General features: G+C 54.5%; 28 protein-coding genes. 18 read left to right on the top strand and 10 right to left on the bottom strand.

Features of this window, described 5'->3' with window-relative positions:
* Window position 1: 1 nt before the first annotated feature.
* Together ACMV5H_RS06515 and ACMV5H_RS06510 are read left to right on the top strand one after the other, a co-directional pair.
* Entirely contained in the window at window positions 2–493 is a 492-nt protein-coding gene (locus tag ACMV5H_RS06515; RefSeq protein ID WP_115158589.1) for a DUF2501 domain-containing protein, read from the top strand.
* A 51-nt stretch (window positions 494–544) separates the two neighbouring features.
* On the top strand, window positions 545–805 hold the full coding sequence (locus ACMV5H_RS06510) for a DUF333 domain-containing protein (RefSeq protein WP_037375272.1): 261 nt from the start codon (window positions 545–547) through the stop codon (window positions 803–805).
* 13 nt (window positions 806–818) lie between these two features.
* Here ACMV5H_RS06510 and ACMV5H_RS06505 read toward each other — a convergent pair whose 3' ends face one another.
* On the bottom strand, window positions 819–1,424 hold the full coding sequence (locus ACMV5H_RS06505; protein WP_414821611.1) for a hypothetical protein: 606 nt from the start codon (window positions 1,422–1,424) through the stop codon (window positions 819–821).
* Between the two features lie 198 nt (window positions 1,425–1,622).
* Here ACMV5H_RS06505 and ACMV5H_RS06500 point away from each other — a divergent pair, with 198 nt between their 5' ends.
* Together ACMV5H_RS06500 and ACMV5H_RS06495 are read left to right on the top strand one after the other, a co-directional pair.
* Window positions 1,623–2,405 carry a DeoR/GlpR family DNA-binding transcription regulator gene (locus ACMV5H_RS06500; RefSeq protein WP_021180241.1) on the top strand — a complete coding sequence of 261 codons (783 nt, stop codon included), beginning with the start codon at window positions 1,623–1,625 and terminating at the stop codon, window positions 2,403–2,405.
* A gap of 2 nt (window positions 2,406–2,407) precedes the next feature.
* Window positions 2,408–2,791: a VOC family protein gene (locus ACMV5H_RS06495; RefSeq protein WP_021805534.1), complete on the top strand. Its 384-nt coding sequence runs from the start codon at window positions 2,408–2,410 to the stop codon at window positions 2,789–2,791.
* On the opposite strand, the gene ACMV5H_RS06490 is transcribed toward ACMV5H_RS06495, so the two are convergent.
* Entirely contained in the window at window positions 2,792–3,700 is a 909-nt protein-coding gene (locus ACMV5H_RS06490) for a LysR family transcriptional regulator (protein WP_094983233.1), read from the bottom strand.
* A 125-nt stretch (window positions 3,701–3,825) separates the two neighbouring features.
* Here ACMV5H_RS06490 and ACMV5H_RS06485 point away from each other — a divergent pair, with 125 nt between their 5' ends.
* Window positions 3,826–4,713, top strand: a complete 888-nt coding sequence (locus ACMV5H_RS06485; RefSeq protein ID WP_414821610.1) for a pirin family protein — start codon at window positions 3,826–3,828, stop codon at window positions 4,711–4,713.
* Between the two features lie 179 nt (window positions 4,714–4,892).
* Window positions 4,893–5,147, top strand: coding sequence for a hypothetical protein (locus ACMV5H_RS06480; RefSeq protein ID WP_021805531.1), 255 nt, complete (start codon window positions 4,893–4,895; stop codon window positions 5,145–5,147).
* A 34-nt stretch (window positions 5,148–5,181) separates the two neighbouring features.
* On the opposite strand, the gene ACMV5H_RS06475 is transcribed toward ACMV5H_RS06480, so the two are convergent.
* Window positions 5,182–5,967, bottom strand: a complete 786-nt coding sequence (locus ACMV5H_RS06475; RefSeq protein WP_414821609.1) for a helix-turn-helix transcriptional regulator — start codon at window positions 5,965–5,967, stop codon at window positions 5,182–5,184.
* Window positions 5,968–6,086: 119 nt separating this feature from the next.
* On the opposite strand from ACMV5H_RS06475, the gene ACMV5H_RS06470 reads away from it, so the two are divergent.
* Window positions 6,087–6,857 carry a class I SAM-dependent methyltransferase gene (locus ACMV5H_RS06470; protein ID WP_021805530.1) on the top strand — a complete coding sequence of 257 codons (771 nt, stop codon included), beginning with the start codon at window positions 6,087–6,089 and terminating at the stop codon, window positions 6,855–6,857.
* 42 nt (window positions 6,858–6,899) lie between these two features.
* On the opposite strand, the gene aqpZ is transcribed toward ACMV5H_RS06470, so the two are convergent.
* Window positions 6,900–7,595: an aquaporin Z gene (gene aqpZ, locus ACMV5H_RS06465; protein ID WP_115158594.1), complete on the bottom strand. Its 696-nt coding sequence runs from the start codon at window positions 7,593–7,595 to the stop codon at window positions 6,900–6,902.
* 424 nt (window positions 7,596–8,019) lie between these two features.
* On the opposite strand from aqpZ, the gene ACMV5H_RS06460 reads away from it, so the two are divergent.
* Together ACMV5H_RS06460 and ACMV5H_RS06455 are read left to right on the top strand one after the other, a co-directional pair.
* Window positions 8,020–9,381 carry an esterase-like activity of phytase family protein gene (locus ACMV5H_RS06460; RefSeq protein WP_414821608.1) on the top strand — a complete coding sequence of 454 codons (1,362 nt, stop codon included), beginning with the start codon at window positions 8,020–8,022 and terminating at the stop codon, window positions 9,379–9,381.
* A 335-nt stretch (window positions 9,382–9,716) separates the two neighbouring features.
* Window positions 9,717–9,998: a DUF1471 domain-containing protein gene (locus ACMV5H_RS06455; RefSeq protein ID WP_021805527.1), complete on the top strand. Its 282-nt coding sequence runs from the start codon at window positions 9,717–9,719 to the stop codon at window positions 9,996–9,998.
* A gap of 277 nt (window positions 9,999–10,275) precedes the next feature.
* Here ACMV5H_RS06455 and ACMV5H_RS06450 read toward each other — a convergent pair whose 3' ends face one another.
* Window positions 10,276–10,737, bottom strand: a complete 462-nt coding sequence (locus ACMV5H_RS06450) for a GNAT family N-acetyltransferase (RefSeq protein WP_414821607.1) — start codon at window positions 10,735–10,737, stop codon at window positions 10,276–10,278.
* Window positions 10,738–10,956: 219 nt separating this feature from the next.
* On the opposite strand from ACMV5H_RS06450, the gene ACMV5H_RS06445 reads away from it, so the two are divergent.
* Window positions 10,957–11,475, top strand: a complete 519-nt coding sequence (locus ACMV5H_RS06445; protein WP_414821606.1) for a GNAT family N-acetyltransferase — start codon at window positions 10,957–10,959, stop codon at window positions 11,473–11,475.
* Between the two features lie 119 nt (window positions 11,476–11,594).
* Window positions 11,595–12,119, top strand: coding sequence for a shikimate kinase AroL (gene aroL / locus ACMV5H_RS06440; protein WP_021805524.1), 525 nt, complete (start codon window positions 11,595–11,597; stop codon window positions 12,117–12,119).
* Between the two features lie 105 nt (window positions 12,120–12,224).
* Here aroL and ACMV5H_RS06435 read toward each other — a convergent pair whose 3' ends face one another.
* Complete coding sequence (locus ACMV5H_RS06435; RefSeq protein ID WP_115158596.1) at window positions 12,225–12,947, bottom strand: helix-turn-helix domain-containing protein; 723 nt, start codon at window positions 12,945–12,947, stop codon at window positions 12,225–12,227.
* Between the two features lie 98 nt (window positions 12,948–13,045).
* Between ACMV5H_RS06435 and ACMV5H_RS06430 the strand changes: the two genes are divergently transcribed.
* The 6 genes from ACMV5H_RS06430 to ppnP all read left to right on the top strand — a co-directional run bounded on the left by ACMV5H_RS06430 (window position 13,046) and on the right by ppnP (window position 18,113).
* Window positions 13,046–13,435 carry a nuclear transport factor 2 family protein gene (locus tag ACMV5H_RS06430; protein WP_037375332.1) on the top strand — a complete coding sequence of 130 codons (390 nt, stop codon included), beginning with the start codon at window positions 13,046–13,048 and terminating at the stop codon, window positions 13,433–13,435.
* Window positions 13,436–13,493: 58 nt separating this feature from the next.
* Window positions 13,494–13,688 (top strand): YaiA family protein, encoded by a 195-nt coding sequence (locus tag ACMV5H_RS06425; protein WP_115158597.1) that lies wholly within the window; start codon window positions 13,494–13,496, stop codon window positions 13,686–13,688.
* Window positions 13,689–14,092: 404 nt separating this feature from the next.
* Window positions 14,093–14,866: an IclR family transcriptional regulator gene (locus tag ACMV5H_RS06420; RefSeq protein WP_021805523.1), complete on the top strand. Its 774-nt coding sequence runs from the start codon at window positions 14,093–14,095 to the stop codon at window positions 14,864–14,866.
* A 213-nt stretch (window positions 14,867–15,079) separates the two neighbouring features.
* On the top strand, window positions 15,080–16,648 hold the full coding sequence (locus ACMV5H_RS06415) for an OPT/YSL family transporter (RefSeq protein ID WP_021805522.1): 1,569 nt from the start codon (window positions 15,080–15,082) through the stop codon (window positions 16,646–16,648).
* Between the two features lie 60 nt (window positions 16,649–16,708).
* Window positions 16,709–17,638, top strand: a complete 930-nt coding sequence (locus ACMV5H_RS06410) for a DUF1177 domain-containing protein (protein WP_414821605.1) — start codon at window positions 16,709–16,711, stop codon at window positions 17,636–17,638.
* Window positions 17,639–17,822: 184 nt separating this feature from the next.
* Window positions 17,823–18,113, top strand: a complete 291-nt coding sequence (ppnP, locus tag ACMV5H_RS06405) for a pyrimidine/purine nucleoside phosphorylase (protein ID WP_021180225.1) — start codon at window positions 17,823–17,825, stop codon at window positions 18,111–18,113.
* A 76-nt stretch (window positions 18,114–18,189) separates the two neighbouring features.
* On the opposite strand, the gene rdgC is transcribed toward ppnP, so the two are convergent.
* Entirely contained in the window at window positions 18,190–19,101 is a 912-nt protein-coding gene (rdgC, locus tag ACMV5H_RS06400; RefSeq protein ID WP_021805520.1) for a recombination-associated protein RdgC, read from the bottom strand.
* Between the two features lie 240 nt (window positions 19,102–19,341).
* Here rdgC and mak point away from each other — a divergent pair, with 240 nt between their 5' ends.
* The gene (gene mak, locus ACMV5H_RS06395; protein WP_115158599.1) at window positions 19,342–20,250 is read left to right on the top strand and encodes a fructokinase; all 909 of its coding nucleotides are present in this window, start codon (window positions 19,342–19,344) and stop codon (window positions 20,248–20,250) included.
* Between the two features lie 49 nt (window positions 20,251–20,299).
* Here mak and licT read toward each other — a convergent pair whose 3' ends face one another.
* From licT to sbcD, 3 genes are all read right to left on the bottom strand, one after another.
* Window positions 20,300–21,157 carry a BglG family transcription antiterminator LicT gene (licT, locus tag ACMV5H_RS06390; RefSeq protein ID WP_024483904.1) on the bottom strand — a complete coding sequence of 286 codons (858 nt, stop codon included), beginning with the start codon at window positions 21,155–21,157 and terminating at the stop codon, window positions 20,300–20,302.
* A gap of 206 nt (window positions 21,158–21,363) precedes the next feature.
* Window positions 21,364–24,615: an exonuclease subunit SbcC gene (sbcC, locus tag ACMV5H_RS06385; RefSeq protein WP_115158600.1), complete on the bottom strand. Its 3,252-nt coding sequence runs from the start codon at window positions 24,613–24,615 to the stop codon at window positions 21,364–21,366.
* Window positions 24,612–25,841 (bottom strand): exonuclease subunit SbcD, encoded by a 1,230-nt coding sequence (gene sbcD, locus ACMV5H_RS06380; protein ID WP_414821604.1) that lies wholly within the window; start codon window positions 25,839–25,841, stop codon window positions 24,612–24,614. Before sbcD ends, sbcC begins: the two co-directional genes overlap by 4 nt.
* Between the last annotated feature and the right edge of the window lie 193 nt (window positions 25,842–26,034).

The following is a 26,034-nucleotide window of genomic DNA, read 5'->3' as shown; positions in this document are numbered from 1 at the left end:
TATGAATACCAAACATCGCTTATTGTTGGCCCTGAGCTTGACCACGGTAATGGCTACGGGCAGTGCCCAGGCCGCCGGGTTGATGGACTCCCTTGGCAGTGCCGCCACAGAACTGAGCAAATCGGGTGGCAGCACCAGCAGCGGTGGCATGTCGCTGTCTTCGCTGAGTGGATTACTCAACGGCGGTGATAAAGCATTGAGCTCCTCCAGCATGACCAACGCCGCAGGGATCTTGCAGTACTGCGTGCAGAATAACGTTCTATCGGCGAACGGCACCGAAGCGGTGAAAGACCAACTGCTGAATAAACTGGGCATCACCAGCACGGCCAATGCCAACAGTGAAGATTATCAGCAAGGTCTGGGTGGCCTGTTGCTTACCGGCAAGGGCAACACGCTGGATCTCAATAGCCTTGGCACCTCGCAAATCACCGAGAAGGTGAAGCAGAAAGCCTGCGATCTGGTGCTCAAGCAGGGTATGTCCTTTATTTCCTGATCCCCTGGGGTCAGCGATGCTCCTACTCAACTCACGGTGAAGATAATCTCAATGAGCAAGATGCTGATACTTTCTCTTTTCGCTAGTGTAGCTTTGTTACAGGGGTGTACGGCGAAAACCAATGATGATGCGCCTGCGCCGCCAAAGGTGATTGGTATGGCGAATCCGGCAGATGTGTATTGCAGCCAGATTGGCGGCAAGCTTAACCCCAAACAGAATGCTCAGGGGCAGTATTCCACCTGCACTTTGCCTGATGGGCAAGAGATTGACAGCTGGGAGCTGTTCCGCCGCGACCATCCAGCGAAAAAGTAACCCGATAACCGTGCTAGAACTCCCTATCACTGATTGGATGATATTGGTTTGGCCCCTCCTCTGAAAAGGTTAATGGCAGTCTGCCATCGGGCCGATCTGCCACCGAGAGGGCCTTACGGAAGCTACAACCGCTGTGGATGTTTTTCACCTTCATCACATAGCGGCCGTTGGGCTCCAGCTTGATATTGAAGCTGCTGGCGGCCGGGAGGAACACCTCGGCCAGCAGTTGCTTGGTGGTGTTCTCCAGTTTGACCAACACGGCAAATTCATTGTGCTGATTATCCAGCGTCAACGTCTGCAATTTGCTGCCTGCTTGCCAATCTGGCTCATGGAGATAACCTGCCGAAGCGAGCCATGGGCTGCCCTGATTATCTGGCAACGGCCCAACGCAGTGTTGGCGTGCCTCCCGTAATGGGGCTTCCCGTTGGATCACGTAATTTTGGGGGGCGGCAAGGGTAAAACTCTCCTCCTGTTCCCCTTCACTCAAGTGGCGTTTAGCCAGCAAAACCCCAGCTGCAACCAGCATAAAGAAGATCAACAGGGTCAGTCGATTGCGGAAGATCGGTGCCAATAGCCTTCCCGGCAGTTGAAACAGCCAGCTTGCAACTCTCAATAGCATTGTTTTTCCTTTCAAGCCGCAACTTGCCTTTCAATGGGTGATTAATCAGAGCGTTACATCTGCGTTAACGTAACTTTTCCAGTATAGCCAACATCCTGGCGGCGAAAATCGCCAAAAGCGCTTTTTATAGAAAACGATTGTACGTTTGTGTTCGTTTGTATACATTTATGCTCGTTGTTACTTTGCCGGACCTTCAGAATGTCAAAACTGCTGCCCAATGAGCGCCACCAAGCCATTCTCGCCACCTTGCAACAGCAGGGGCGAGTGCTGGCGATTGAAATGGCGGCGCAACTGCATACCACCGAGGCCACCATCCGCCGCGATCTGCGCCAACTGGCGGCGCAAAACCTGTGCAAACGGATCTATGGTGGGGCGTTGGCGCTCACGCCTGCCGGTGGCTATATGGCCGAGCGGGTTGAGATTAGTGGCGATGAAAAACATCGGCTGGCCCAGGCAGCCTTGCCTCTGATCCAGACCGGGCAGGTGATCTTTCTTGATGCGGGCAGTACCTATCTTTATCTGGCCGATCTGCTGCCCCGCGATCGGCAACTCACCGTGGTGACCAATGCGCTAAGCGTGGCCAGCCGCCTGCTGGAACGCCCTGGGATACGTACTATTTTGATAGGCGGTGAGCTAGATGCAGAAATCGGCGGCAGCGTCGATGCCAAGGCATTGGCCGAGATTGCCGCGTTTCGTTTCGACATCGCCTTCACCGGCGTTTGTGCTTACGATCCCGACAGTGGCTTTACCGCGCTGCGTTATCAGGAGGCGCAGTTCAAGAAGCAAATGCTGGCACGCGCTGGCAACGTCGCGGTGCTGTGTACCCGCGACAAGTTCAATACCTATGCGCCTTATACGCTCATGCCTGCCAACCAGGTCGATTATCTGGTGATTGCCCGTGGCGGCCATGCGCAGCTCGAGCAGCAGGTCACTCTCAGTGGCGGTAGCGTGCTGTATATTTCCGCAGATGATGGAGAATGAGGATGAAAATCGCCCATGTTGCCCTATGGACAGAGGATATTGAGGCTCAGGTCGGCTTCTGGCAGCGCTATTTCAATGGCGTAGCAGGGGAGGAGTATGTGAGCAAGAATCGCCCAGGCTTTACCTCGCGTTTTGTTCAACTGGCGGATGGCCCCGCGCTGGAGATCATGTGCGTGCCTGGCCTGTTGCCGGGGGGGAAAGGGGAGGAACGCGTTGGCTGGGCCCATATTGCACTGTCGCTCGGAAGCGAGGCGTTGGTGGATGAACTGGCACAGCGGGCCAGCCAAGAGGGGATTTTGCAGGCGGCACCGCGCTGGACCGGTGATGGCTTTTATGAGGCCATCATTCGCGATCCAGACGGCAACGCGATCGAAATCACCGCCTGATCACGCTTCCTCCAGGGTGGCAAACTGCTGAGCCAGAAAATCTATCAGCAGCCGTACCGCTGGCAGCATGCCACGGCGTGAGGGATAGACAATGTGGATCACGCCGCCCTGAGGTTGCCAGCCGGGCAACAGCTGCACCAGATCGCCCCGCAGGATCTCGTCGTGCATCATCATGGTCGGCAGTTGAACGATACCGGCCCCAGCAATCGCCGCGGTACGCAGCATCAGCATATCGTCGGTGACCAGTCTGGGCTGATGCTCCCACTGAAACGTTTGCCCCTCTGGGCCGCTGAGTTGCCATTGATGCTGCGTTCTCGCCGGGCCGAGATCGAGCGTTGGGTAGTGCTGTAACCCAGCAGGTGAATCGATAGCGCCGATGGTGCGTACCAATGCCGGGCTGGCTGCGATGCACCAGCTGCGCTGAGCCAGGATTTTCAATACCAGGTCGCTGTCTTCTAACGGCGGTGGCCTGACGCGAACCGCCAGATCCAACCCTTCACCCACCACATCGACCCGGCGGTTGGTCGCCTCCAGATGTACCGTCACCCGTGGATAATCCGCCATAAACCTGGCCACCATGCTACCGATACGCGTATGCAACATCGCCACCGGGCAAGACATGCGTACCGTGCCGCAAGGCTCCGCCCGGGTTTGTTCGATCGCCTGCTGTGCCGCTTCGGCCTCAACCAGCATCGCCTTGCAGTGCACATAATAGCTTTGCCCCAAATCGGTCACCGAGAAACGCCGGGTTGAACGCTGGATCAGGCGTACGCCGAGCCGTTCTTCCAACTGCGCCACGCGGCGGCTGAGCTTCGATTTGGGAATGCCCAGCGCACGCCCTGCCGGGGCAAATCCCTGATGGTCTACCACGCTGGCGAAGAAATACAGATCGTTCAGGTCTGTCTGCATCGGTGCCCTTATCGTTCTATTGATAGAACACTGAGTGTATATCTTGCCGACTACTGCGGCAAATCGCCTTGGACTAAACTTCTGTCATCAACGTTAGGCCGCGAGGCCTGCAACAGGAGTTTAAGATGAAAAAGATCCTTGGTGTTTATAACAGCCCGGAAGCTCACTGGGTCGGCAACGGTTTTCTGGTGAATTCCCTGTTCTCATATAACGAGCTGGGCGCAGAGATGAGCCCGTTCCTGCTGCTGGATCACGCTGCGCCAACCAAATTCCGTTCGCACAGTGGCCGACGTGGCGTGGGGCAGCATCCCCATCGCGGGTTTGAAACGGTCACCATTGTCTATCAGGGCGAAGTAGAGCATCGCGATTCCACTGGCAGCGGTGGGGTGATCGGCCCTGGCGATGTGCAGTGGATGACGGCAGCGTCAGGCATCTTGCACGAAGAGTTTCATTCCAAAGACTTTTCGCAGAAAGGGGGCACCATAGAAATGGTACAACTTTGGGTCAACCTGCCAGCCAAAGACAAAATGGCGGCGCCGGGTTACCAGACTTTGCTCAACCAGGATATTCCTGTCGTGCCTCTGGCGGATAACGCCGGGCAGGTCAGGGTGATTGCCGGGAACTACGGCGGTCATGCTGGCCCAGCGCGTACCTTCAGCCCGATCAACGTGTGGGATATGAAGCTGAACGCCGGGCATACCACCACCTTGCAGGTGGAAGAAAGGCATACGCTGGCCGTGGTTATGCTGCATGGGGCGATTCTGGTTAACGGCGAGCAGATTGTGCGGGAAACGCAAATGGTGCTGCTGGATCGCGCTGGCGACTCCATCACCCTTGAGGCAAATGGTGACGTCAGCTTGCTGGTGCTGAGTGGTGAGCCTATCGATGAGCCCATCGTCGGTTACGGCCCCTTCGTGATGAATAACGAGGCGGAGATCCAACAGGCTTTCCGTGATTTCAACAGCGGTCAGTTTGGCGCGATGCCGCTGACTACCTCAGGCAGCAATCTGTAAAATTGATGTCCCGGTACAGAAAATGCTCTCCGTGCCGGGCGTCATACTCAAATTTCCCGACCGCGAACGTTCCTGCTGCGAACAACGTATTGAAATTTACGCATCTTTACTGAGAAACCGATTGAAAATTCAGCGGGATCTCCACATATAATGGAGTGTTAATTTCACAAGGAGCGCGTATGGGAATCAGTGAAGAAGAAGCTCTCCGTCGGTTGAGTCTAGAAAAAAATGCCGTCGGCAATTCGGCGAAATGGGTGGCAATTGTTTCAGCCGCTTACTTTGCTCTGATGGCGTTTTATGGTCATCCTACCGGCGTATTGGCCATGTCCGGTGCCATTTTTGTTGTTTCAACCACTACCTGGCTGAAAAAACGTCAGAAAGTCAAAGCCTACCGCCAGGTTCTGGCGAAGATTGACAGTGACCAAACCCGCTAACGCCGTTTGCCAGGCGCAATAATTTTTTAGCGGGCTAGCATAACGGCATTAACATAACCAACTTCAACCCGCTGTGCTCCGCCGGGTAGAACGTGACCTGCTGAAAATGCCGCTCCCCCTGCTGTGGGTGGCTGAAGGTACGTTCACCACCTTCACGGGCCATCACGTCCTGCTGCTTCCACCAATGGTGAAAAGCTTCGCTGTTGTGGGTCATATTGCGCACAAAGGCGCGTATCTCTTCCGTTCCCTGATGATGGCTGGTTTCGGCACGAAATTCGGCCACCACTCGTCGAGCCCGATTTTCCCAGTCACTGACCAGCACCTTCGCCTGAGGGTGAAAAAACATGAAGTGCAGCAGGTTGGGGGTTTTTGCCTGCTTAAGCCAATCGCAGAACAGCTCCTCCACCTGTGGGTTCCAGGCCACCATATTCCAGGTGAGATCGAGCAGATAACAGGGCACGGTTATTTGATGCACGCTTTGCAGCACGGCGGCATTAACCGTCTCCTGCGGCTGTTCTTTTTCAGGATCGGTGATATGTGCCAGGGTGAACAGGTAGTGCCGCTCGGCATGGCCCAGCCGTAACGCCGTGGCGATGCGTGCCAGCGTATAGGGGGAAATTGACACCTCGCGCCCCTGTTCTATCCAGGTATACCAAGTGGCGCTAATGCCGCTGATTTGTGCCAGCTCTTCACGGCGCAAACCACTGGTGCGGCGGCGTGTTGCGGTGGGCAGGCCCAGCATTTCTGGCGTGATCCGCTCGCGGTGCGCACGCAAAAAGGCACCTAGGGCTTTCTGGCTGGATATTGCGTCTGATTCCATTAGGGTGGTACCTGTTTATACTAGGATAACTGCTCATATTGTACCCGTATAGCTGCTTGATTATAGTCATTACCAGCCATCTCGGCACCGGCGTAAGCCAGATAATAATGGGAGCAGCTATGAGCATCAGCAACAGCCATAAAAATGCGGTCGACCGCCAGTTTGGCGAACAGGCCAATGCCTACCTGACCAGTGCGGTACATGCGCAAGGGAAAGACCTGCAACGCCTGGCCAAGCAGTTGGCAGGGAGTACCGATGCCCGCTTGCTCGATCTGGGGTGCGGGGCAGGGCACGCCAGCTTTACCGCTGCGGCCCATGTCGGGCAGGTGGTGGCGTACGATCTGTCGGCGCAGATGCTGACGGTGGTTGGCAACGCGGCGCAGGAAAAGGGATTGGAGAATATTCAGCTGCAGCAGGGCGTAGCGGAGTCGTTACCCTTTGATGACGCCAGCTTTGACGTGGTGATCAGCCGCTACTCGGCACACCATTGGCACGATGTGGGTCGGGCACTGCGTGAAGTTAAACGGGTATTGAAACCAGGCGGGCGAGCCATCTTTATGGATGTGGTCTCCCCGGGGCATCCGTTATTGGATATCTATCTGCAAACGGTCGAAGTGCTGCGGGATACTTCACACGTGCGCAACTATGCACCAGGTGAGTGGCTAAGCATGTTGACCGAGTCTGGGTTGTTGGTGCGGGAAGTCACGACCGATCGTTTGGATCTGGAGTTCAGCAGTTGGGTGGCGCGGATGCGGACGCCTGAGCATTTTGTCACGGCGATCCGTGCGTTACAGCAGGGGGTAGCAGAAGATGTTCGCCAACACTTTGCGATTCAGGCCGACGGCACATTTACCAGTGACATCATGATGTTTGAAGCGGTGAAAGGTTAAAATTTCAGGGCAGCCGTTGTGGGCTGCCCTGAAAATCCACGCTTACTTCTTGTCTTCTAACAGGCAACGGTAGATCAAACCACCGATAACACCGCCGATCAGCGGTACCAGCCAGAATACCCACAGTTGTTGCAACGCCCAGGTACCCTGGAAGATTGCCACGGCGGTACTACGTGCCGGGTTAACTGAGGTATTGGTAACAGGAATACTGATCAGGTGGATCAGCGTCAACGCCAGGCCGATGGCCAAGGGCGCAAAGCCTGCCGGTGCGCGTTTATCGGTCGCACCATGGATAACGATCAGGAAGAATGCGGTCAGTACTAATTCAATAACGATGGCGGCCTGTAAAGAATAGCCACCCGGTGAATGCTCACCGTAGCCATTAGAGGCTAAACCGCTGGCAGTTGCATCAAACTCGGCTTTTCCGCTGGCAATAAAATAAAGTACTGCGGCGGCAGCAATACCACCAATTACCTGAGCAACCACATAGGGAATAACATCTTTGGCAGGGAAACGGCCGCCTGCAAATAATCCCATTGTGACCGCTGGGTTAAAGTGCCCACCAGAAATATGGCCGACAGCGTAGGCCATGGTGACCACGGTAAGGCCGAACGCTAAAGCCACACCAGCAAAACCAATACCTAATTGAGGAAACGCTGCGGCCAGCACTGCGCTACCACAACCACCGAACACCAACCAAAAAGTACCGAAAAATTCGGCAAAAAGTCGCTTTGACATAAACTCCATCCTGCTGGGGAAAAAACTAACGGGCGTTAGCACTAAAACTATAGAGCACCTTTTTAATATTGTAGTGGCCTATAGCATAAATTTTCGCGCACACCTTCGATGACGGCCGGTATTAAAGCCCTATCTTTTTATTTTGTCTATGTGAAAGCGAGTATTTTAAGAAATTATCATATTTTTTGCTGTTTTTTTATCTTGCTTATGGGTAATTTTCCTATTTTATATAGGATTAATTCCGTGTTTTATTTTTCGCATGGGTAAATTCTTATTTTTCAATTGGTTTTTATCACTCAATAATGAAGGGCTGATTGTTTATTTCTATTTGTTATCTGCTAATTTAACCTCTGTCGTCATAAAAGTGTCACCATCGGTGGTTAGGCTCTCAGGCTGTTACTTTCCCTTACAAAGAGTTAATGCTATGAGAATCAAACCGCTTGGCGTGTTGTTGGCCTCTGTATTACCGCTGTTGTCCCATGCTGCCGATATTGGCGTTGCTCGTTACAACGTCAGCTTTCCTGATGGCGATCGCGTGGGCTATTCCGGCGCTTTTGCCAGCCAGTTTCCCAATGGGCTACCGGTAGGGATTGGTTCCGGGCTGGTATTTAATGGCCAGGAAGGGGGGGATCTACTGCTGACTACCGTGACCGATCGTGGCCCGAACGCCGATGCGTCAGCAGTCGGCAAACAGGAGGCCAAGATTTTTGCCAATCCGGCTTTTGTTCCCTTATTGATGGAAATCCGTATTGGTGGCGGTAAGGCCGTTGCCACCCAAGCCCGTCCTCTGCACGATGATAAAGGCCCTATTAGCGGCTTGCCGTTGCCTGGCAACCTGATTGGCTCAACGAATGAAGTGGCATTGACGGATACGCTCAAGCCGCTGCCGAGTGACAAACGCGGGTTGGATACCGAAGGGATCACGCCAGACGGCAAGGGAGGCTATTGGCTGTGTGATGAATATGGCCCCTTCCTAATCCATATCGATGGCCAGGGTAAGATCCTGGCGAAATATGGCCCAACGCCATTAGCGGGTGAGCAGGCGGTTGCCAGCGGTCTGCCTAACATCATTAAATGGCGTCAACCGAACCGGGGTTTTGAAGGCGTAACCCGGTTGCCGGATGGGCGGATCCTGGCCGCGGTGCAGAGCACGCTGGATATCGATGGCAAGAGCAAAAACCAGGCGCAGTTTACCCGTTTGGTCAGCTTTGACCCTGCCAGTGGCAAAACGGCCATGTATGGTTATCCGATCGATATCACCCGTTACCAGAAAGCCAAAGATGCCAAGATTGGCGATATCGTGGCGGTCGATAATCAACACATCCTGCTGATCGAACAGGGCAGTGACAAAGACAAACAGATGATGAACAAGATCTATCTGGTTGATCTCAGCCAGGCCAGCGATCTGACGTCGTTCGACGGCCAGGGTAAGGCGTTAGAATTTGCTGATGCCAGCGAATTGGCCAAGCGCGGAGTGAAGCTGGCTCAGAAACGTGAAGTGGTCGATCTGCGTAAACTGGGTTGGCAGCAGGAGAAGGTGGAAGGATTGGCGCTGATCGATAACCGCACACTGGCGGTGATTAACGACAATGATTTTGGTTTGCAGGCCAAGCTGGTCGACGCCGAGCCTGAAGGGAAGAAGATTGGCGATTATCAGCTGGAACAGCAAGGGAAGCTGAGTTTGGCAGGTAAACCGGTAAACACGACGATTGAATTGCGGCCATTGGCACAGCCAGAGTCCTTGAGCGAACTGTGGGTGTTAACCCTGCCAGAGCCATTGCGCTGAACGGGCGTAGCAAGTCGATAGAGGAATGCCTGCCGGATCATTGGGCCAGGTTTGGCCCAATTATCCGTTAAGCGTGGGCAGAGAGAAGGAAAATTGCTTTAAAATAAACCGGGTTACCTCAGTTGACTAAATATAATTATTAATTTTTTCAAATAGAGCGTAAAATTTGCGCTATAAATAAAGTTATGCGCTATCAGGAAATACCCACTCTCACTTTCTCCTTATTTTGCTCACAATGATTGAGCTTCTTTACATTGGATGACGTCTGTTTTCAATGGTTAACTCATAATTAACCTCACTGAGAACGAGTTCAAATGAAAATAACGGAGTCAATCATGAAACTATTACCATGCATCGCAGCAGCACTGATCGCCACCGCTTCATTCTCCACCATGGCCGCAACCATGGGCGCCAAACAGGTTGATAGCGCTCAAGCCAGCAGCATGCAGAGCATCGGCGTGGTGTCAGTTTCCGGTATCAGCGGCTCACCGGATGACGCTATCCATGCGTTGAAACAAAAAGCGACTGAAGACGGCGCAACGCACTATCGAATCATTGGCCTGGATAATCCAGGGGATTCCAGCGCTTGGCGCGGTACTGCAGAAGTTTATCGTTAATTAAGTCACGATAAATAGTGAAGTGGTCAGTTAGCTCGGCCAATATAAATTACCCTATGAATTTCAAGCTGCAGCTAGGCGACAAACTTACTCATCCCCAGGAGCTTACGTTTAGTAAGTGACTGGGGTGTGTAAGTGCAGGTAACAACGCTGCAGCTTGAAAGGCGACGGGTATAGACGGCTGCGGATAATAATCTGTCCAATACTGTGTTGGTTGATTATTATCGCAGCCTTTTTGGTTTTTATTTTATGATGCCTGGTGACACTTGATTACCGGTCACAATCGTTTTTCCATTACCACCACTTCGTCGCCATATTGCTGGCGGCGCTCAATAGTCTGCCAGCCCCAACCGGCGTACAACGCCTCGCTGTGATCGGTGATCAGATGCAGAACGAGATGGCCGCGTTGTTGCGCCGCGCTGACGATCGCCTGCTCCAGGCGCTGGGCAATACCCTGCCGCCGATGATCTGGGTGCACGAAGACACCGGCCAACCAGGGGGAGAGATCCATGCGATGATGGTCGTCACTTGGCCACAGGCTGGCCATCCCCAGTGGGCGTTCGCCATCAATCAGCAGCAGCGTCAGGAAGTCCTCGCTGGGTTTGCTGCACAAAGCAAAGCGTTGGCGGGTACGTTCTAACGTGCCACCTCGTTGTGAACCCCATTGGCCGAATGCCCAAGCGGCACAGACATCGGCAAAGTGTGGGTAGTCTGTCAGCGTAACAATCTGTTGAGCCATATTTATCCCCCGGTGTTGAGATACCAATTTAGCCTGCAAGGCCGCCGTGTGGCGACTGCTTTTGGCTTTTTATCTGCTGAGGTTGTTCAGGGAAGAGGATGCCGTATCTTCGCTGTTGATTGAATATTTAAATGAGAGTCATTATCATATGGCGCTATTGGTGATTTCTGCCTGCGGCAAAATCTGTTTAAATAGCCGGCCGCTAACCAGGAGCCAGACATGAACCTGAAGCTACGCTTGGCACAACCGCAGGATATCCCGCAGTTGGTCGTGGTTGAACGTTCCGCCGCCCAACTGTTTCGCCAGCAGCCAGAGTTACAGTTTATTGCCGAAGGCGAGGTGATGAGCCCGCAGCAGCACGTCGATTTTATTGCTCAGCAGCGGGAGTGGGTGATGGCTAGTCCAACTGAGCAGATCGCCGGTTTTATCGCGGTTCAGCCTTTTGCGCACAGCTGGCATATCGCCGAGCTTTCGGTCGCGGCCGATTGGCAGCGGCAAGGCGTGGGCAAGCGCCTAGTCGAAGAGATTGCTGGGCTGGCCTTGCACCAAGGCATCCAACGGTTAACGCTAACGACTTTCGTACAAGTGGCATGGAATGCACCTTATTACCAGCGCCTTGGCTTTCGCACCATTCCTGTTGCACGGTTGGATGCGTATCTACAGCATCTTCTGGCGCAGGAGGTAAAGCATGGGTTTGCTGCCAATAGCCGCTGTGCTATGGAATTTACACTATCGTAAAGATTGAAATACAGATTCAGGGCGGTATGATGCAGTTACAACGCCAACGCTCGATCGACCTGCGGGCAGGTTCGCAGGCAATCTAATGCATTCAGTCACCGCAAAAGGGACAACCCGTAATGACACAAGCCATTTTTATGGTAGGAGCTCGTGGAGCAGGTAAAACCACGGTCGGCAGTGCATTGGCGCAGGCGCTGGGCTATCGGTTTATCGATACCGATCTGTTTATGCAGCAAACCACGCAAATGAACGTAGCGGAAATGGTCGCACAGGTGGGTTGGCAGGGTTTTCGTCAGCGCGAGACTCAGACCCTGCAAGCGGTGACCCAACCGTCAACCATAGTTGCCACTGGCGGCGGGGCGATCCTGGCCGAAGAGAACCGGCGTTTTATGCGCCAGCATGGCACGGTGATCTACCTGCGTGCCCCAGCCAGCGTATTGGCGCAACGGCTGGCAGAGTTTCCGGAAGAGGGGCAGCGCCCAACGCTCACTGGCCGTCCCATCGCCGAAGAAATGCTGGAAGTGCTGGCGGTACGTGAGGCTCTCTATCAGGAGGCCGCGCACCATGTTATGGATGGCACCGCTAATCCCCAGCAAGTAGTCGAGCAAATCTTGGCGGTCTTGCAAGGCGAGGCGGTGAAGTAACTTACCCAGGCCACACCTTGTGCCACGATCCCACTGACCAACCCCAACCAAATCGCTATGTGCTGTAGGGGGCGCCGCATGCTGCGCCCGCTTAACTGTATGCCGCTAAGTAAAATAAAGCCCTGGCGTTATGCCAAATCGCTGACGGAAGGCGGCAATATAGGCGCTGACGTTATCATAGCCACATTCGTTGGCGACGTTAGCAACAGGCATACCGGCCGATAGCGCCTCCAACGAACGGATCACCCTGGCTTGCTGACGCCAGCGGGAAAAACTCATGCCGGTTTCCTGCATAAAGCGTCGGCTAAGGGTGCGGGGGCTTAAGCCCGCCCATGCAGCCCATTCACTTTGTTGGCGAACATTGGCGGGATCGTTCAATAAGCCATAGGCAATCTTCAGCAACCGGGCATCTTGCGGCAGCGGTAATTGCAGCGGCTCGGCCTCCTCGCTTCGCATCTCATCAAGCAGAACCTGCACCAAACGCTGTTGCGCCATCTCAAGCGGCGCGGAAAACTGTGCAATGCGTTCAACCAGCGCCGAGCTTAAGGCGTTGGCAGCGGTCAAGCGTGGCGTTGCCGCCAGTGTATTGCAGCAGCTCTTGGGTAAATAGAGGATCCAGCCGATCACTTTGCCGCAGGCCAGTGCCTGATGAGGACAGTGGGGCGGCAGCCAGCCAAGGTTACCGGCGGTCATTGCCCACTGCCGCCCCGCGGTTTCCAACATCATCATGCCGTGGCTTAACAGATAGACCTGCCCCTGTTGATGCTGATGCCAGGGCGTCAGGTGTTTTTTAGTGTGCAACAAACGTTCGCTGTGCAGTTTCATCAGATTGGCCGATTAGCGTTATTGAATAGCTTGATACGGTTATTATGCCATTGCTGATTGCCTTTATGCTCTTCGGGCGTTATCACACCGGAGAAAACAGCATGATCCACCAAACCCTTGTCCTTACGGCTTTACAGCAAATTGTAGCTAACCCTGAACACCAGCCCGAGCTGATTGCCAATCTGTTCAGCCGCCACTATCACCAGACGGTGGATGGTCATACGCTAGATTACCCGCAGTTTATCCAGCATATGGCCTTGCTTAAACAGATCACTTGCAGCATGCAGCTTCAGATCCTCGCCATCGCCGCTGATGGGGAAAATGTCTTCACCCATCATTGGGTGAATATTGAAAAACGTGATGGCAGCCAGAGCCAGATCAGGGTGTTGGCTCATTTCACCGTGCGTGATGGCCAGATCCAGTCCTGTGTTGAATTGACGCAGTTGCTGGCCGGTGAACACCAGGATCGGGATTTGGGGTCGCGCCGATAACTGGCATTTCCGTGTGGTTGTCTATACTTAACCGCAGGTCATCACATTGGAGAGCACTATGCCGAGTAAACCTCCCTACCCGAGAACGGCGCGTATCAAGGTCGTAGACAAGGGCGAAGTGGGCAAGCAGGTTCGTTGGTATGAGCTACGGGCCGATCACCCCAAACCTGATACGCTGATCAGCGAGCACGAAACCGAACGGGAAGCGTTAGACGCCAAGCGGCGTTACGAAGATGAAAGCCTGGGCGAATAGCCAGCGGTGTAACAACAAGTGGCCGGTATAAACCGGCTTCATTTTTTCTACAGCGTTGTGCTATCCATGACCGGTTTTTCCCCGCCTTTGGGTCCATCCTCATCATTCTGTTCGAGACTTCTCGCGATTTATATCTTGCGCAATCTTTTAATAGCGGCATCCCCCGCACTGATGACTGGGTGAATATTGGTATCTTATGCTGATATTAACGCTGTAAGACGGATATAAACCAACTCACTCGAAAAATAACTTGGCGATCTGTGCAGTATTTTCAATATTAAAGCATCATTCGCTGTGATTTCACCGTGTAATAAAAATAAACTTCTTGACGATAAGAGGTGTGGGTTTTAGGTTTCTAAATATCGACTGGGAACTGAGTTCCATATAGTGGAACAAGGCAAATTATGACGACCTTGGAAAATGCTGCCGCGGTATTAAAACTGTTTTCTCAACGGCAGATAACGCATGGCCAAGGAGGAATTTCTTTTACTGATGTCGTCGAAAGGTTGAGGCTGCCAAAAAGCACCGTATCACGCCTGCTACAAACGATGGAAAGCCAGGGGCTGTTAGAGCGGGATCCGCAAAGCCGTCAGTATCATATTGGCTATCTGCTGCTTGGGGTGGCCAGCCATTATCTTTCCACTCCGCTGGTGGAAAGTGCCACGGCGGCGATGATGCAGCTTAATCAGTTAACCTTCTGTACCGGCTATATATCGGTGTTGGAGGGGCGGGAGAATTGGGTGATGCGTACGCTGCCTGGCCGCCATTTCCTACAGGTGGTGACACCGGTGGGGGCCAGTTCGCCAGCGGCAGAAACCTCTGTGGGGCGCGCGATACTGGCGCGGGAAAGTGATGAGCAGGTGCGTGAGCGTTTCGCAACCGGCTACGAAGTCTCCTCGGCAAACTCTCCCAAAACGCTGGAGGCGTTGCTGCAAAAGCTGGCAACCATCCGGCAGCAGGGCTGGTCATTGGCCCGTAACGAAACGCTGCCGGGTATCAGTTCGTTAGCAACCTCGGTGAGGAATAAACACCGTAGTGAGACGGTGGGGTTATGTCTCTCTTTCCCCTCCCAGACCGAGGAGCAGCCTTATTCTCCCCAGGTGCTTGAGGCATTAATGACGGTTTCCCGGCAACTGGCAGAAAAACTCGGTGATGACTATTGGCAACAGATCAAATAGATCACCGTAAACCGGCTTGATTAGCGCGCCAACACCAGGGCATCTCGCTGATGAGTTAATGGTAGAGAGAGTCGTTCTACCATTAATGCGGCCAAGGCAGGCACTAAATAATTTATTTCACCGCGTAGAGTTTCGAATAATGGAACTCTATCGGCAATCTGTGTCCGAAATATTATTTTTGCCATTTAGCAGGGATATTCACAGGGTGGATTTATGAAACCAGATATAACGAGTAATCCATTGAAAGATATCGGTACGTTACTGGTGATGGTGCTGTTATCCGTCGTCGGGGCGATAATTGGCGTACAGTTGATCACCACCTTGGGCGTGACGCCTAATACTTCGATTATTGGTGCGTTGATCGCCATGCTGCTGGCCCGGATCCCGCTGCGCATGTTCCAACGCTATCGTTCGATACACACTCAGAATCTGGCCCAAACGGTAATTTCCTCAGCCACCTTCGGGGCGGCCAATAGCCTGCTGATGCCGATTGCCGTGCCTTATGTCATGGGACAACCGCAATTGATCCTGCCGATGTTTTGCGGCGTAGCGGCGGCGATGCTGCTAGATGCTTACCTGCTGTACCGGATGTTTGACACTAAAGTGTTCCCAGCGGCCAATGCCTGGCCCCCGGGAGTCGCGGCGGCGGAGGCTATCAAGGCCGGTGACCGTGGTGGTAAACAGGCCTGGTTACTGGTTGTCGGCGTTGTTGTGGGGATTGCAGGCTCCATGTTGAAGATCCCTATGGCGGCCTTCGGTACCGCATTTATTGGCAATATCTGGGCGCTGAGCATGTTCGGTGTTGGCCTGCTGTTGCGTGCCTATGGTCAGCCGCTGACCGGTGTCGACATCAATGCGCACTATATTCCGCATGGCGTGATGGTCGGTGCCGGGCTGGTGGCATTGATCCAGGTGGTGCAGGTGATCCGCAACAAAAATCAAAGTTCGACCTCTACCTATACCCAACCTGACAGCGAAGTACGCAAGGCCTTGGGGCTGGGGGCTGTCGGATATGTCGTGATTGCCGGGATGCTGGCTTTGGGGGGCGGGCTATACAGCGAAATGTCGCTGACCATGCTGGTGCTGTTTGTTATCTATGCCGCGTTTGCTGCCTTTGTACATGAATTGATCGTCGGCATTGCGGCGATGCATTCCGGCTGGTTTCCGGCGTTTGCGGTGGCGTTGATCACGCTGATCGTGGGGATCATGCTTGGTTTCCCTCCTCTGGCGCTGTGCATTCTGACCGGTTTTACCGCAGCGACCGGGCCGGCGTTTGCCGATATGGGGTTTGACCTGAAAGCCGGTTTTATCCTGCGGGGTTACGGTAAGGATTTACAGCAGGAACTGCTGGGGCGGCGTATTCAACTGATTGCCGCCATGATTGCTTTTGTGATCGCCATTCCCGTGGTTTATCTCTCTTACACCAGCTATTTCCTGCAGGAGTTGATCCCACCGGTGGCCCGGGTATACGCCAAAACCATTGAGGCAGGAGCCCAGCCCGGTATTGCGTCCAGCCTGCTGATTTGGGCCATACCAGGCGCGATAGTGCAGTTTATTGGCGGGCCTAAACGCCAGCTCGGCGTGCTGCTTGCGACAGGTTTGCTGATTAATAATGCCTTGGCAGGATGGGCGGTGCTTGCCGGTATCGCGTTGCGCATTCTGATCATCAAACGTTGGGGGGATAAAGGTCGCGCGCCGATGGAGATCATGGCTGCCGGGTTTATTGCCGGTGATGCGCTATACAACTTCTTCAATTCGATCTTTTCCAGCAAGGGAAAGTAACGCCGTGCCTGCAATTGCGGGAGGCATAAACCTATCAGGCAACATTTGCGAGGGATTAACATGAGTTTGCAACAAACGCTGCAGGTCTTTGAGCTGATTGATAATGCCTATGTCAAAGGGCAGGACGTGGTCGATATGTTTGCCCACTACCCGTCGGTCAAGGCCAGCACTCATCGTGTCAGCGGTGAGAAGGGCACCACGGATTTTGTCCGCATCGAGATCCCTGGCAGTGCAGGCAAGCAATCCGGTGGTGATGCGCCAACCTTGGGAATTATTGGCCGGTTGGGCGGCATTGGAGCTCGCCCCACGCGTATAGGATTGGTGTCAGACGGTGATGGGGCGATTGCGGCGATCGCCAGTGCGCTAAAGCTGGCAGAAATGCAGCGCAAAGGTGACGTTCTGCCTGGTGACGTGGTGATCACTACGCATATTTGCCCGAACGCACCCACTCGCCCACACGATCCGGTCGATTTTATGGATTCGCCCATCGATGACGTCACGATGAATGATAACGAAGTGGTGCCGCAAGCCGATGCCATTTTGTCGATCGATACCACCAAGGGCAATCGTATTATCAACCACAAGGGCTATGCACTATCACCGACGGTGAAACAGGGCTACATCCTGCGGGTGTCGGAAGACCTTTTGCGTATCATGGAAATGACCAGTGGCCGCCCGGCAGTGACCTTCCCGATCACCATGCAGGACATTACGCCCTATGGTAATGACGTTCATCACCTCAACAGTATCCTGCAACCCTCAACTGCTACGGCATCGCCAGTAGTAGGTGTGGCAATCTGTACTGAATCGGTAGTGCCGGGTTGTGGCACCGGTGCCAGCCATGAGGTGGATATCGCGCTGGCGGTGAAGTTTGCCGTGGAAGTGGCCAAAGAGTTTGGGCGTGGTACCTGCAGTTTCTACGATCCTGCTGAATATGACCGTCTGCTGGCGCTTTATGGCAGCCTGAGCCATTTTCAACAGCGGAAATAACCGTGATGTCCGCCAGATGGAATGAGCAATAGAACGCCGAACGTTGGCCGCCGAACCCATTGTTTGATCCCGCTCATGTTTTGCCATGCGTAACGATCGCATTTCGCATCAAAAACCAGTGACAGACCCGGTTTCATCCCCCAATATGGAGATCCCTCAAAGATGATTACGCAGGTGCCAGTCTATGCTGAAAGTGAACGAGTATTTTGCCGGGAAAGTGAAGTCTATCGGTTACGATAGTAGCAGCATCGGTCGTACCAGCGTCGGGGTGATGGAAGAGGGTGAATACACCTTCGGTACCGCACAGCCGGAAGAGATGACGGTGATCACCGGGGCATTGAAAGTGCTGTTACCGGGCGCACCGGATTGGCAGGTGTTTACGCCAGGCGAGAAGTTCTTCGTGCCTGCGCAGAGTGAATTCAACGTTCAGGTTGCCGATGCGACGGCCTACCTGTGTCGTTATCTGAGTAAGTAATCAGTGTTGTTTGGCCGGGGATGAAGATTTTCCCCGGCATTCCCCAGAGGGCGCAACGTTGCGCCCCTTTTGTTTATTAGCGCTGTGCTTCGCCACCCAAGGCTTCGATGGTATTGCTGATCAAGGCCGCCAGTTCGCTGGTCATCAGAATGAAGTCGGCGTCGAAACGCTGGGCAAAATCTTCACGATCGATATCATCGTTCTGATCGCGCAGGGTATCGGCAAACTTCAGGCGCTTGAGTGAGCCGTCGTCGGCCAGCACCAGTTGAATGCGTTCCTGCCAATCTACCGCCAACTTGGTCACTAGCTTGCCCGCTTCGATATGCACGGCAATCTCGTCGCTGATCAGGTTCTGTTTCTTACAGCGGATCACCCCGCCTTCTTCCAGAATGGCTTTCAGTTCGGCCTCATCCTGAATGATAAAGCCGGCTGGCAGTTCGCCGGAGCGGACCCATTCGGTCAGCGTCAGCTCGATCGGGCTTTCCATGGTCAAAGGTACTACCGGCAGAGAACCCAGGCTCTTGCGCAGCAGCGCCAGCATATCTTCGGCGCGCTTGGCGCTGGCGGCATCGACCATAATCAGATCGTTAACGGTATCGATCCACATATAGGTCTGGTTGAAGCGGCTGAAGGCGCGTGGCAGCAGGCTATGCAGCACTTCATCTTTCAGGGAGTCTTTCTCGGTTTTTTTCAGCTTGCGATGCTGTTCGCCTTCCAGCTTTTCGATCTTGGCCTGCAGCTCTTGTTTCAGTACCGGAGAGGGCAGGATCTTCTCTTCTTTACGGGCGCAAATCATGATCTGGCCGTTAACCGCATGCGTCAGTGCGTCGCTGTGAGAGCCCATCGGGGAAACCCAGCCGGTTTTCGCCATGTCCTGGCTGCCACACGGGGTGAAGGCAAAGGCGCTGAGCTGTTTTTCCATTTCATCCGCAGTTAGCGCAACGTCGCGGCTCAAACGGTAAACCATCAAATTCTTAAACCACAGCATAATGTTATCCCAGGCTGGGCGTGCATTTGGCACGCAGATTCATCAAAAGCAGGGCGGCATAATAACGAATTGACGCTGAAAAATCGCCTCATTCCCGTTGATTTGCGTCCGCTGCCGCGTTTCATACAGCCAGATAGGGGAATTGCCATTGGTGTCACATTCGGTGAGCGTGGCGTGAGCCGGGCTATGCGCTACACTGGGCGGCAAGTTTGTTGTCGTGCTGAATTGGGGAGAGAAATTGTGCGTATTGGTATCGATCTGGGTGGCACCAAAATTGAAGTGATTGCGTTGGCTAACGATGGGGCAGAACTGTTCCGTCATCGCATTGCCACCCCTCGTCATGATTATCAGCTGACGTTGGAGGCTATCTGCGGGCTGGTGACACTGGCGGAGGAAAAAACAGGCCAGCAAGGCTCGGTGGGCGTGGGGATCCCAGGCACGTTGTCGCCCTTTACCGGCCTGGTAAAAAACGCCAACTCTACCTGGCTGAATGGCCAGCCGATGGATAAAGATCTTTCTGCCATGCTGCAGCGCGAAGTGCGGCTAGCCAACGATGCCAACTGTCTGGCGGTATCGGAAGCCACGGATGGGGCCGCTGCCGGAAAAAAAACCGTGTTTGCGGTGATCATTGGCACCGGCTGTGGGGCTGGAGTTGCGATAAACGGACAGGTGCATGCCGGGGGCAACGGCATTTCCGGCGAGTGGGGACACAACCCGTTGCCGTGGCTGGATGAGGATGAACTGCGTTTTCGCTCCGAGGTGCCCTGTTACTGTGGTAAGCCAGGCTGTATTGAAACCTTTATCTCCGGGACCGGTTTCGCCACCGACTATGCGCGGCTGAGTGGTCAGGCGCGAAAAGGTCACGAAATTATGGCGCTGGCTGCACAACAGGATGCGGTGGCAGAGTTGGCTATTCAGCGTTACGAAATGCGGCTGGCAAAGTCTCTGGCGCACGTGATCAATCTCTTTGATCCCGATGTGATTGTCCTGGGAGGCGGGATGAGCAACGTGGAACGGCTGTATCAAACGGTGCCGTCACTGGTAAAACCTTGGGTATTTGGCGGCGAGTGCGAAACGCCAATCCGTAAGGCAATTCACGGTGATTCGAGCGGTGTGCGCGGTGCCGCCTGGCTCTGGCCTCAGGTGTAACATACCTTCGTAGGGGCACTGCATGCAGTGCCCGTTGTGATCCCCAGCTTCACTCCTTCGGCGTGTAATCCTTTTCGCTTTCGCTGCGTACCCGCTCGATATGGATGGTCAGAAACAGCATTTCTTCGCTGGTCAACTGGTGCTGGTAGCTCTTCTCGATGTGCTGGTTGATCTTGCCGGCACAGGCGAATGACTCGCGGTATTTCTCCTTCACCACCTGATATAGCGAATCGTCCTCGCTGTTGACGTAATTCTTGCCTAACAGGCGCTGGGCAAAGAATTTCAGGTGGGTGACAAAGCGATGGTAGCTGAGCGACTCCTCGTTGTAGTCAAAACGGAAATGGTATTTGACGATATTGAGGATCTCCTGCATCACGCGGGTGATATGCAGGGTGTTGTGCATTTCGTCATTGAGCTGCGCGTTGACCAGGTGCAAGGCAATAAATCCGGCCTCGTCTTCCGGCAGCGTGGTTTCCAGACGCTGGGCGATGATGGTCAGCGCCTCAAGCCCGATGGCAAACTCGTTTGGATAGAGTTTTTTGATCTCCCACAGCAGCGCGTTCTTGATATCCAACCCTTGCGCGTGGCGTTGCAGCGCAAAATGGATATGGTCGGTCAACGTGATGTAGACAATGTTATGCAGTTTCCCCGGCAGCCGCTCGCGGGCGAGGGTGATGATTTTGTCGGCAGTGGTGACACACGCCAGCGGGATCTCCGCCAGCAGTTCTTTGTAGCGTTCGCTCATTTCGCCACTGTTGAGGGTGAACACCTTTTCGATCAGGCTTTCATCCACACTTTCCCCGGCTTTCTTTTGAAAGCCAATGCCACGCCCCATAACCACCGTTTCTTCCTGATGGTCATTCAGCGTAATCACTACGTTATTATTGAGTATTTTAGCGATTTTCATGGCTATTCCCGGCCCGCTGAAAACGAAAAAACCCGACGCCCAGGAGCGATCCCGGAGGTCAGGTTTTGCCTGTATGCACAGTGACAATCCTGTAATCATTATCATGATAACCGTTGTCGGCGCGGGCTCAATGCTTTTCAGCTTGTACTGTAGCCGCGATCACACTTCTGGCCGTAGTTACCTCTTGACGTAAACTTCAGTCGCAGTTATTCGATGCGAAACTGTGCGTCCAACCGGCTGACCCCTAGCCCATTGACCTTTCTCACCTTAATCTGCACCGGGATGCGTTCCTTCATCGCCTCAACGTGGCTGATCACGCCGATGGTTTTGCCGGTGGCGTTAAGGCTGTCCAAGGCGTCTAGCGCGGTATCCAGCGTCTCGGCGTCCAGCGTGCCGAAGCCCTCATCCAGGAACAGCGAATCGATGCTGGTCTTGTGGCTGACCAGATCGGACAAGGCCAGCGCTAGCGCCAGACTTACCAGGAAGCTTTCACCGCCGGAAAGGGTACGGGTATCGCGCAAGGCATCGGCCTGCCAGGTATCAACCACCTGTAGCTCCAGCGCATCACTGGTTTTGCGCTGCAACAGATAGCGCCCGTGCAGGCGGCCAAGCTGGTTGTTGGCCAAGTACACCAGATGATCAAGGGTCAGACCTTGAGCGAACTTGCGGAACTTGTCGCCCTCTTTGGAACCGATAAGCTGGTTGAGTAGGCTCCAATCGTCGTACTGCTGCTGGCTTTGGGCGATCTGTTCGAACAGGGACTGTTGATTCAGGCGGCGCTCGGCATCGCTGCTCAGCTGGTTACGTACCTCGCCCTGGCGCAGCTGTAATGTTTTCAGCCGCTCTGCCAGTTCGCTGAGCGCGGTGGTGAGTTGCTCAATATTGACCTGGCTTTCATCCAGATCCGCAGGGCGTTCCAGACGGTGCTGTTCCAGAGCTTGTACGGCCTGCGCCAACAGCGTTGTGGCCCGCACCTGACGCTCCTGCAACTGCTCTTTGTGCTGCTGTAAGCGCTGGCGTACGTCGTCATCCAGTAGTGCGGCGTTGAATGCGGCCTCATCGTCGAAGGTGCTGCTGGCCAAGGCCTGCTGCCATTGCTGCTCGGCCTGTTGCCCCCGTTCGGCTTGCTGTTGTTGCTGTTGCTGCAAACCGACCCACTGGCCAGCCAGGCGATCGCGCTGCTCCTGCGCTTTGTGCAATTGCTCCGTGGCCTGCTGCAAGGCGTGCTCTGCGGCGATTTGTGCCGTGCGTAACTGCTCACGGGCTTCAGCCACCGTTCGCTCACCAAACAGTGCGATGCGTTCGTTACGCTGTGCCAGCAGCTGAGTTTCATTCGTCAGGCACTGCTGTTGCCACTGCGCCAATTGGCGTTGAGTTTCCTGCTGGTTTTTCTGCAGCAGTTCAAAGCGCTCATTCAACCGTGCCGCTTCCTGTTGCGAACTCTGCTGTTCGTTTTGCAGGGCATTCAGGGCATCCTTCGCAAGCTGCACGGCCTTGGCGAGCCGTTCGTGTTGCAACAGCAGTTGCTGACCGGCCTGTTCCTCACTATCGCAAGCCTCCAGCCAGGCGGTTAACCGGGCGCTGTCTTGCAGCGTAAAGTCGAAGGCCAAGGGCGCGCTGAGGGTTTGCCAGTTTTGCAGATAGCTTTCCTGCTGCTCGAGTTCCTGGTTCAACTGCGTTTGCAGGCGTTGCTGCTGCTCTTTCAGGCTTTCACTGCGTGCACGCAGCTCTGTTCCTTTAGTGTGCAGCTCTTCGGTTTGGGCGCGCAATTGAGCGACGCGCTGCTCCGTTTCTGACGGTTTGACAGCCTGATATTGCTCGATCGCCGGATGGTGCGTGGAGCCGCACAGCGGGCAGGGGGCATCGGTTTGCAGACGCGCCCGTTCGGCTTCCAGACTGACGATGCGTTTTTCCAGTTCGAGCGTCTTCTCAATGTCTGTCAGGTGCGCTTTTTGCTGTTTATACTGCTGGCGTACCGCATCGAGCTGGGTTTCTACTTCGGTCAGCTGTTTTTGGCGCGAAGTGAATTCGAGCCGCTGTTGCTCAAGGCGCTGCTGGTTCTGCTGGAATAGTAAGGTCAGTTTCGACAACTGCTGGCGAGCCGGGCGCAAGCCACTCAGTTCGGCCTGGCGGTGACGCAGTTTCTCCAGTGGGGATTGCGCCTCTAACGTGGCTTGCTGCTGGAGTTGGCTATCCAGCGCTGCCGTGAGTTCAAGCTGTCTGGTCTGATATTGACCCGCCAGGGTAGCCAGTTGGCCGCGTCTTTCGGTGAGTTGTTCCAGCGTGCGCCGCAGCTCATCGCTCTGCCGCTGGCTCTCTGCATGCTGTTTATGCGCTTCTGCCAGTTGGTTTTGTAACTGAGCAATCTGATGATCGAGCGGCAACACCTTGTCATCCATCAGCGTCTGCTGCTGTTGCTGATGTTCCGCCTGGGCCTGTCTGGCCTTTTGCGCCTGCTCCAACTGCTGTTGTAACGGAGTCAGTTCGGCCAATTGACGCTCTTGCTGCTGAGCCAACTGTTCGATCTGTTGCTGTAACGCCAAACGATCCTGCTGACAACGATTACGCTCATTGAGCAACGGGCGCAGTTTCTCGGCGGGCTCACTGCGAGCTAATTGCTGCAACTGCGGTTCGGCCAGTTGATACTCCTGCTGCACGCCAGACAGCTGTTGCTGATAATCCTGAGTCTGTTGCTGGATGGCGTGCCAGCGTTGCAGCCAGCTCAACTGATGTTGTTGCCGCTGTGATTGTTGGCTGAGAAGTTGCTCTTCAGCGCCGAGCTCGTTGAGCTGGTTTTCCAACGCCTGGCGCTGCTCATCATTAAGCAGTTCAATCCCACTGGCACGGTGGTGCAAAGCGTCCAGATCGCTTTTCGCCTGTTTGTGCTGTTCGAATACCTGTGCCGATAGCCGTCCATAAATCTCGGTGCCGGTCAGTTCTTCCAACAGTTCGGCACGTTCGTTGGCCTTGGCGTTCAGGAAGGCGGCGAACTGGCCCTGTGACAGCATCATCGATTTGGTGAAGCGGCCAAAATCCAGCCCGGTGATCGCGGCAATCAGCTCTTTTTTATCGGAAATTTTATCCGCCAGGATTTTGCCGTCTGCCCGCAGTGCCAGCTCCACCTTGGGAGCCTGCAGGTTGCCGTCCGGATCGTTTTTCGCCCGGCGTTGGCTCCAGAAGGCGCGATAGCCGACGCCTTTGACCTCAAACTCCACTTCGGCCAGCGATTCGGCGGTGTGGCGGGTCATCAATTCGTTCTGGCTGGCGCTAACTTCCAGGCGTGGTGTCTGGTGATAGAGGGCCAGGCAGATGGCGTCCAGCAGGGTGGTTTTACCCGCTCCGGTGGGGCCGGTGATGGCAAACAGACCGTTGCTGGCGAAGGGTTCCGCCGTGAAGTCGATTTTCCACTCGCCCTGTAGCGAGTTCAGGTTTTTCAGCCTTAGGCTCAGGATCTTCATGCTGATGGCTCCTCATGGTGATGCAAGGTTTCTACCACCTGCTGGAACATCTGCCGCATCTGCTGTTGGCGCGGTTCGGCCATCTCGGCTTCCAACGCCAACCGGCGCTCGAAGACTTCGCCCACGCTTAATTCATTCAAGGTTTCTTTATCCTGCTGGGCAAGGGTCTGGCTACGTTGCTCTTTACTGCGCCGCAGCAGCACCACTTCAACCGGTAAATCTTCCGCCAACTGTTGGATGCGGCGCTGAATATCGCTGAGGTAATCCTGGGTGGCCACTTCGATATCCAGCCAAACCGGAAGTTCACCCTGATAATCGGCAAACTGCTGTAATTGGGCCTCGATTTGCTGCAAATCACCTTTGATCAGCTGCATGGGCTGGAAGGTGGGGATCTCCAGTGGCGTGATCTGTTGCAATGCTCCGTCGGCAAAATCGACCATAAACACGCTTTTGGCTTTGCCTAACTCGTCAAAGCTCAGTGGGATTGGCGAGCCGCTGTAACGGATATGCTCGGATTTGGCGACGTTCTGCGCACGATGGATATGCCCCAACGCAATGTAATCGGCAGGAGGGAACACCTGAGCTGGGAAAGCGTCCAGCGTGCCGATATAGATATCCCGTACCGAATCCGAGGTGGTGACGCCCACGGTGGTTAAATGGCCTGTGGCGACGATCGGCAGTGGCAAACCCAAGGCATCGCGGCGCGCACAAGCTGCCTGATACAGGTTTTGGTAATGTTCGGCGATGGCTTCTTGCAGGGCCTGCTGCTTTTGGTTGCCAGACTCACCGGCGCGGCTGGTGAGCAGATCCCGTGGGCGCAGGAACGGGATGGCGCAGAGCACCGCACCAGGTTGGCCATCAAGCTGGTTGAGCACCACAATTTGCTGCTCAAGCTCGCTTTGCGCGTTGGCAATCACGGTGGTGTTCAGGCAGGAAAGCAGCTCACGCGATTCATTCAGCGTGGCCACGGAGTCGTGGTTGCCGCCCAGCACCACCAGTTGGCAGCCGGTGCGTTGCAGCTCCACCACAAAGCGGTTGTACAGCTCGCGGGCGTAGCTGGGTGGGGAGCCGGTATCGAACAAATCGCCTGCGACGATCAGCGCATCCACCCGCTGCTGTTCCACCTGTTCTATCAGCCAACGTAAGAAGGCCTGATGCTCGGCGGCGCGGCTTTTGGTGAAAAAGTACTGGCCCAAATGCCAGTCGGAGGTATGGATCAGGCGCATAAAACTCCCAGGGCGACAACATAATGGCGACGATTATAAAGGGGGGGATCTCTCCTGTCGTGGCTCAATCAAGCAGGGGGCCGAATGATTTTTGTTTGCCGTCAGAAATAATCGCTATGCTTACTGCCATTAATGGGGCTTTTTTTTCATAAAAGTGTCACAAAACTGACGCATAATGGCGACCGCAATCAAC

The sequence above is a fragment of the Serratia sp. N21D137 genome (assembly GCF_047530005.1).
GTDB lineage: Bacteria > Pseudomonadota > Gammaproteobacteria > Enterobacterales > Enterobacteriaceae > Chania > Chania fonticola_B.
Note: the sequence above shows the minus strand (reverse complement) of the source record. Positions and strands in the feature narration are given on the sequence as shown.

Bases quoted from the DNA above. Each gene is read 5' to 3' on its own strand.
- ACMV5H_RS06515 (WP_115158589.1), top strand. From the start codon at position 2: ATGAATACCAAACATCGCTTATTGTTGGCCCTGAGCTTGACCACGGTA.
- ACMV5H_RS06510 (WP_037375272.1), top strand. From the start codon at position 545: ATGAGCAAGATGCTGATACTTTCTCTTTTCGCTAGTGTAGCTTTGTTA.
- ACMV5H_RS06505 (WP_414821611.1), bottom strand. From the start codon at position 1,424: ATGCTATTGAGAGTTGCAAGCTGGCTGTTTCAACTGCCGGGAAGGCTA.
- ACMV5H_RS06500 (WP_021180241.1), top strand. From the start codon at position 1,623: ATGTCAAAACTGCTGCCCAATGAGCGCCACCAAGCCATTCTCGCCACC.
- ACMV5H_RS06495 (WP_021805534.1), top strand. From the start codon at position 2,408: ATGAAAATCGCCCATGTTGCCCTATGGACAGAGGATATTGAGGCTCAG.
- ACMV5H_RS06490 (WP_094983233.1), bottom strand. From the start codon at position 3,700: ATGCAGACAGACCTGAACGATCTGTATTTCTTCGCCAGCGTGGTAGAC.
- ACMV5H_RS06485 (WP_414821610.1), top strand. From the start codon at position 3,826: ATGAAAAAGATCCTTGGTGTTTATAACAGCCCGGAAGCTCACTGGGTC.
- ACMV5H_RS06480 (WP_021805531.1), top strand. From the start codon at position 4,893: ATGGGAATCAGTGAAGAAGAAGCTCTCCGTCGGTTGAGTCTAGAAAAA.
- ACMV5H_RS06475 (WP_414821609.1), bottom strand. From the start codon at position 5,967: ATGGAATCAGACGCAATATCCAGCCAGAAAGCCCTAGGTGCCTTTTTG.
- ACMV5H_RS06470 (WP_021805530.1), top strand. From the start codon at position 6,087: ATGAGCATCAGCAACAGCCATAAAAATGCGGTCGACCGCCAGTTTGGC.
- aqpZ (WP_115158594.1), bottom strand. From the start codon at position 7,595: ATGTCAAAGCGACTTTTTGCCGAATTTTTCGGTACTTTTTGGTTGGTG.
- ACMV5H_RS06460 (WP_414821608.1), top strand. From the start codon at position 8,020: ATGAGAATCAAACCGCTTGGCGTGTTGTTGGCCTCTGTATTACCGCTG.
- ACMV5H_RS06455 (WP_021805527.1), top strand. From the start codon at position 9,717: ATGAAACTATTACCATGCATCGCAGCAGCACTGATCGCCACCGCTTCA.
- ACMV5H_RS06450 (WP_414821607.1), bottom strand. From the start codon at position 10,737: ATGGCTCAACAGATTGTTACGCTGACAGACTACCCACACTTTGCCGAT.
- ACMV5H_RS06445 (WP_414821606.1), top strand. From the start codon at position 10,957: ATGAACCTGAAGCTACGCTTGGCACAACCGCAGGATATCCCGCAGTTG.
- aroL (WP_021805524.1), top strand. From the start codon at position 11,595: ATGACACAAGCCATTTTTATGGTAGGAGCTCGTGGAGCAGGTAAAACC.
- ACMV5H_RS06430 (WP_037375332.1), top strand. From the start codon at position 13,046: ATGATCCACCAAACCCTTGTCCTTACGGCTTTACAGCAAATTGTAGCT.
- ACMV5H_RS06425 (WP_115158597.1), top strand. From the start codon at position 13,494: ATGCCGAGTAAACCTCCCTACCCGAGAACGGCGCGTATCAAGGTCGTA.
- ACMV5H_RS06420 (WP_021805523.1), top strand. From the start codon at position 14,093: ATGACGACCTTGGAAAATGCTGCCGCGGTATTAAAACTGTTTTCTCAA.
- ACMV5H_RS06415 (WP_021805522.1), top strand. From the start codon at position 15,080: ATGAAACCAGATATAACGAGTAATCCATTGAAAGATATCGGTACGTTA.
- ACMV5H_RS06410 (WP_414821605.1), top strand. From the start codon at position 16,709: ATGAGTTTGCAACAAACGCTGCAGGTCTTTGAGCTGATTGATAATGCC.
- ppnP (WP_021180225.1), top strand. From the start codon at position 17,823: ATGCTGAAAGTGAACGAGTATTTTGCCGGGAAAGTGAAGTCTATCGGT.
- rdgC (WP_021805520.1), bottom strand. From the start codon at position 19,101: ATGCTGTGGTTTAAGAATTTGATGGTTTACCGTTTGAGCCGCGACGTT.
- licT (WP_024483904.1), bottom strand. From the start codon at position 21,157: ATGAAAATCGCTAAAATACTCAATAATAACGTAGTGATTACGCTGAAT.
- sbcC (WP_115158600.1), bottom strand. From the start codon at position 24,615: ATGAAGATCCTGAGCCTAAGGCTGAAAAACCTGAACTCGCTACAGGGC.
- sbcD (WP_414821604.1), bottom strand. From the start codon at position 25,841: ATGCGCCTGATCCATACCTCCGACTGGCATTTGGGCCAGTACTTTTTC.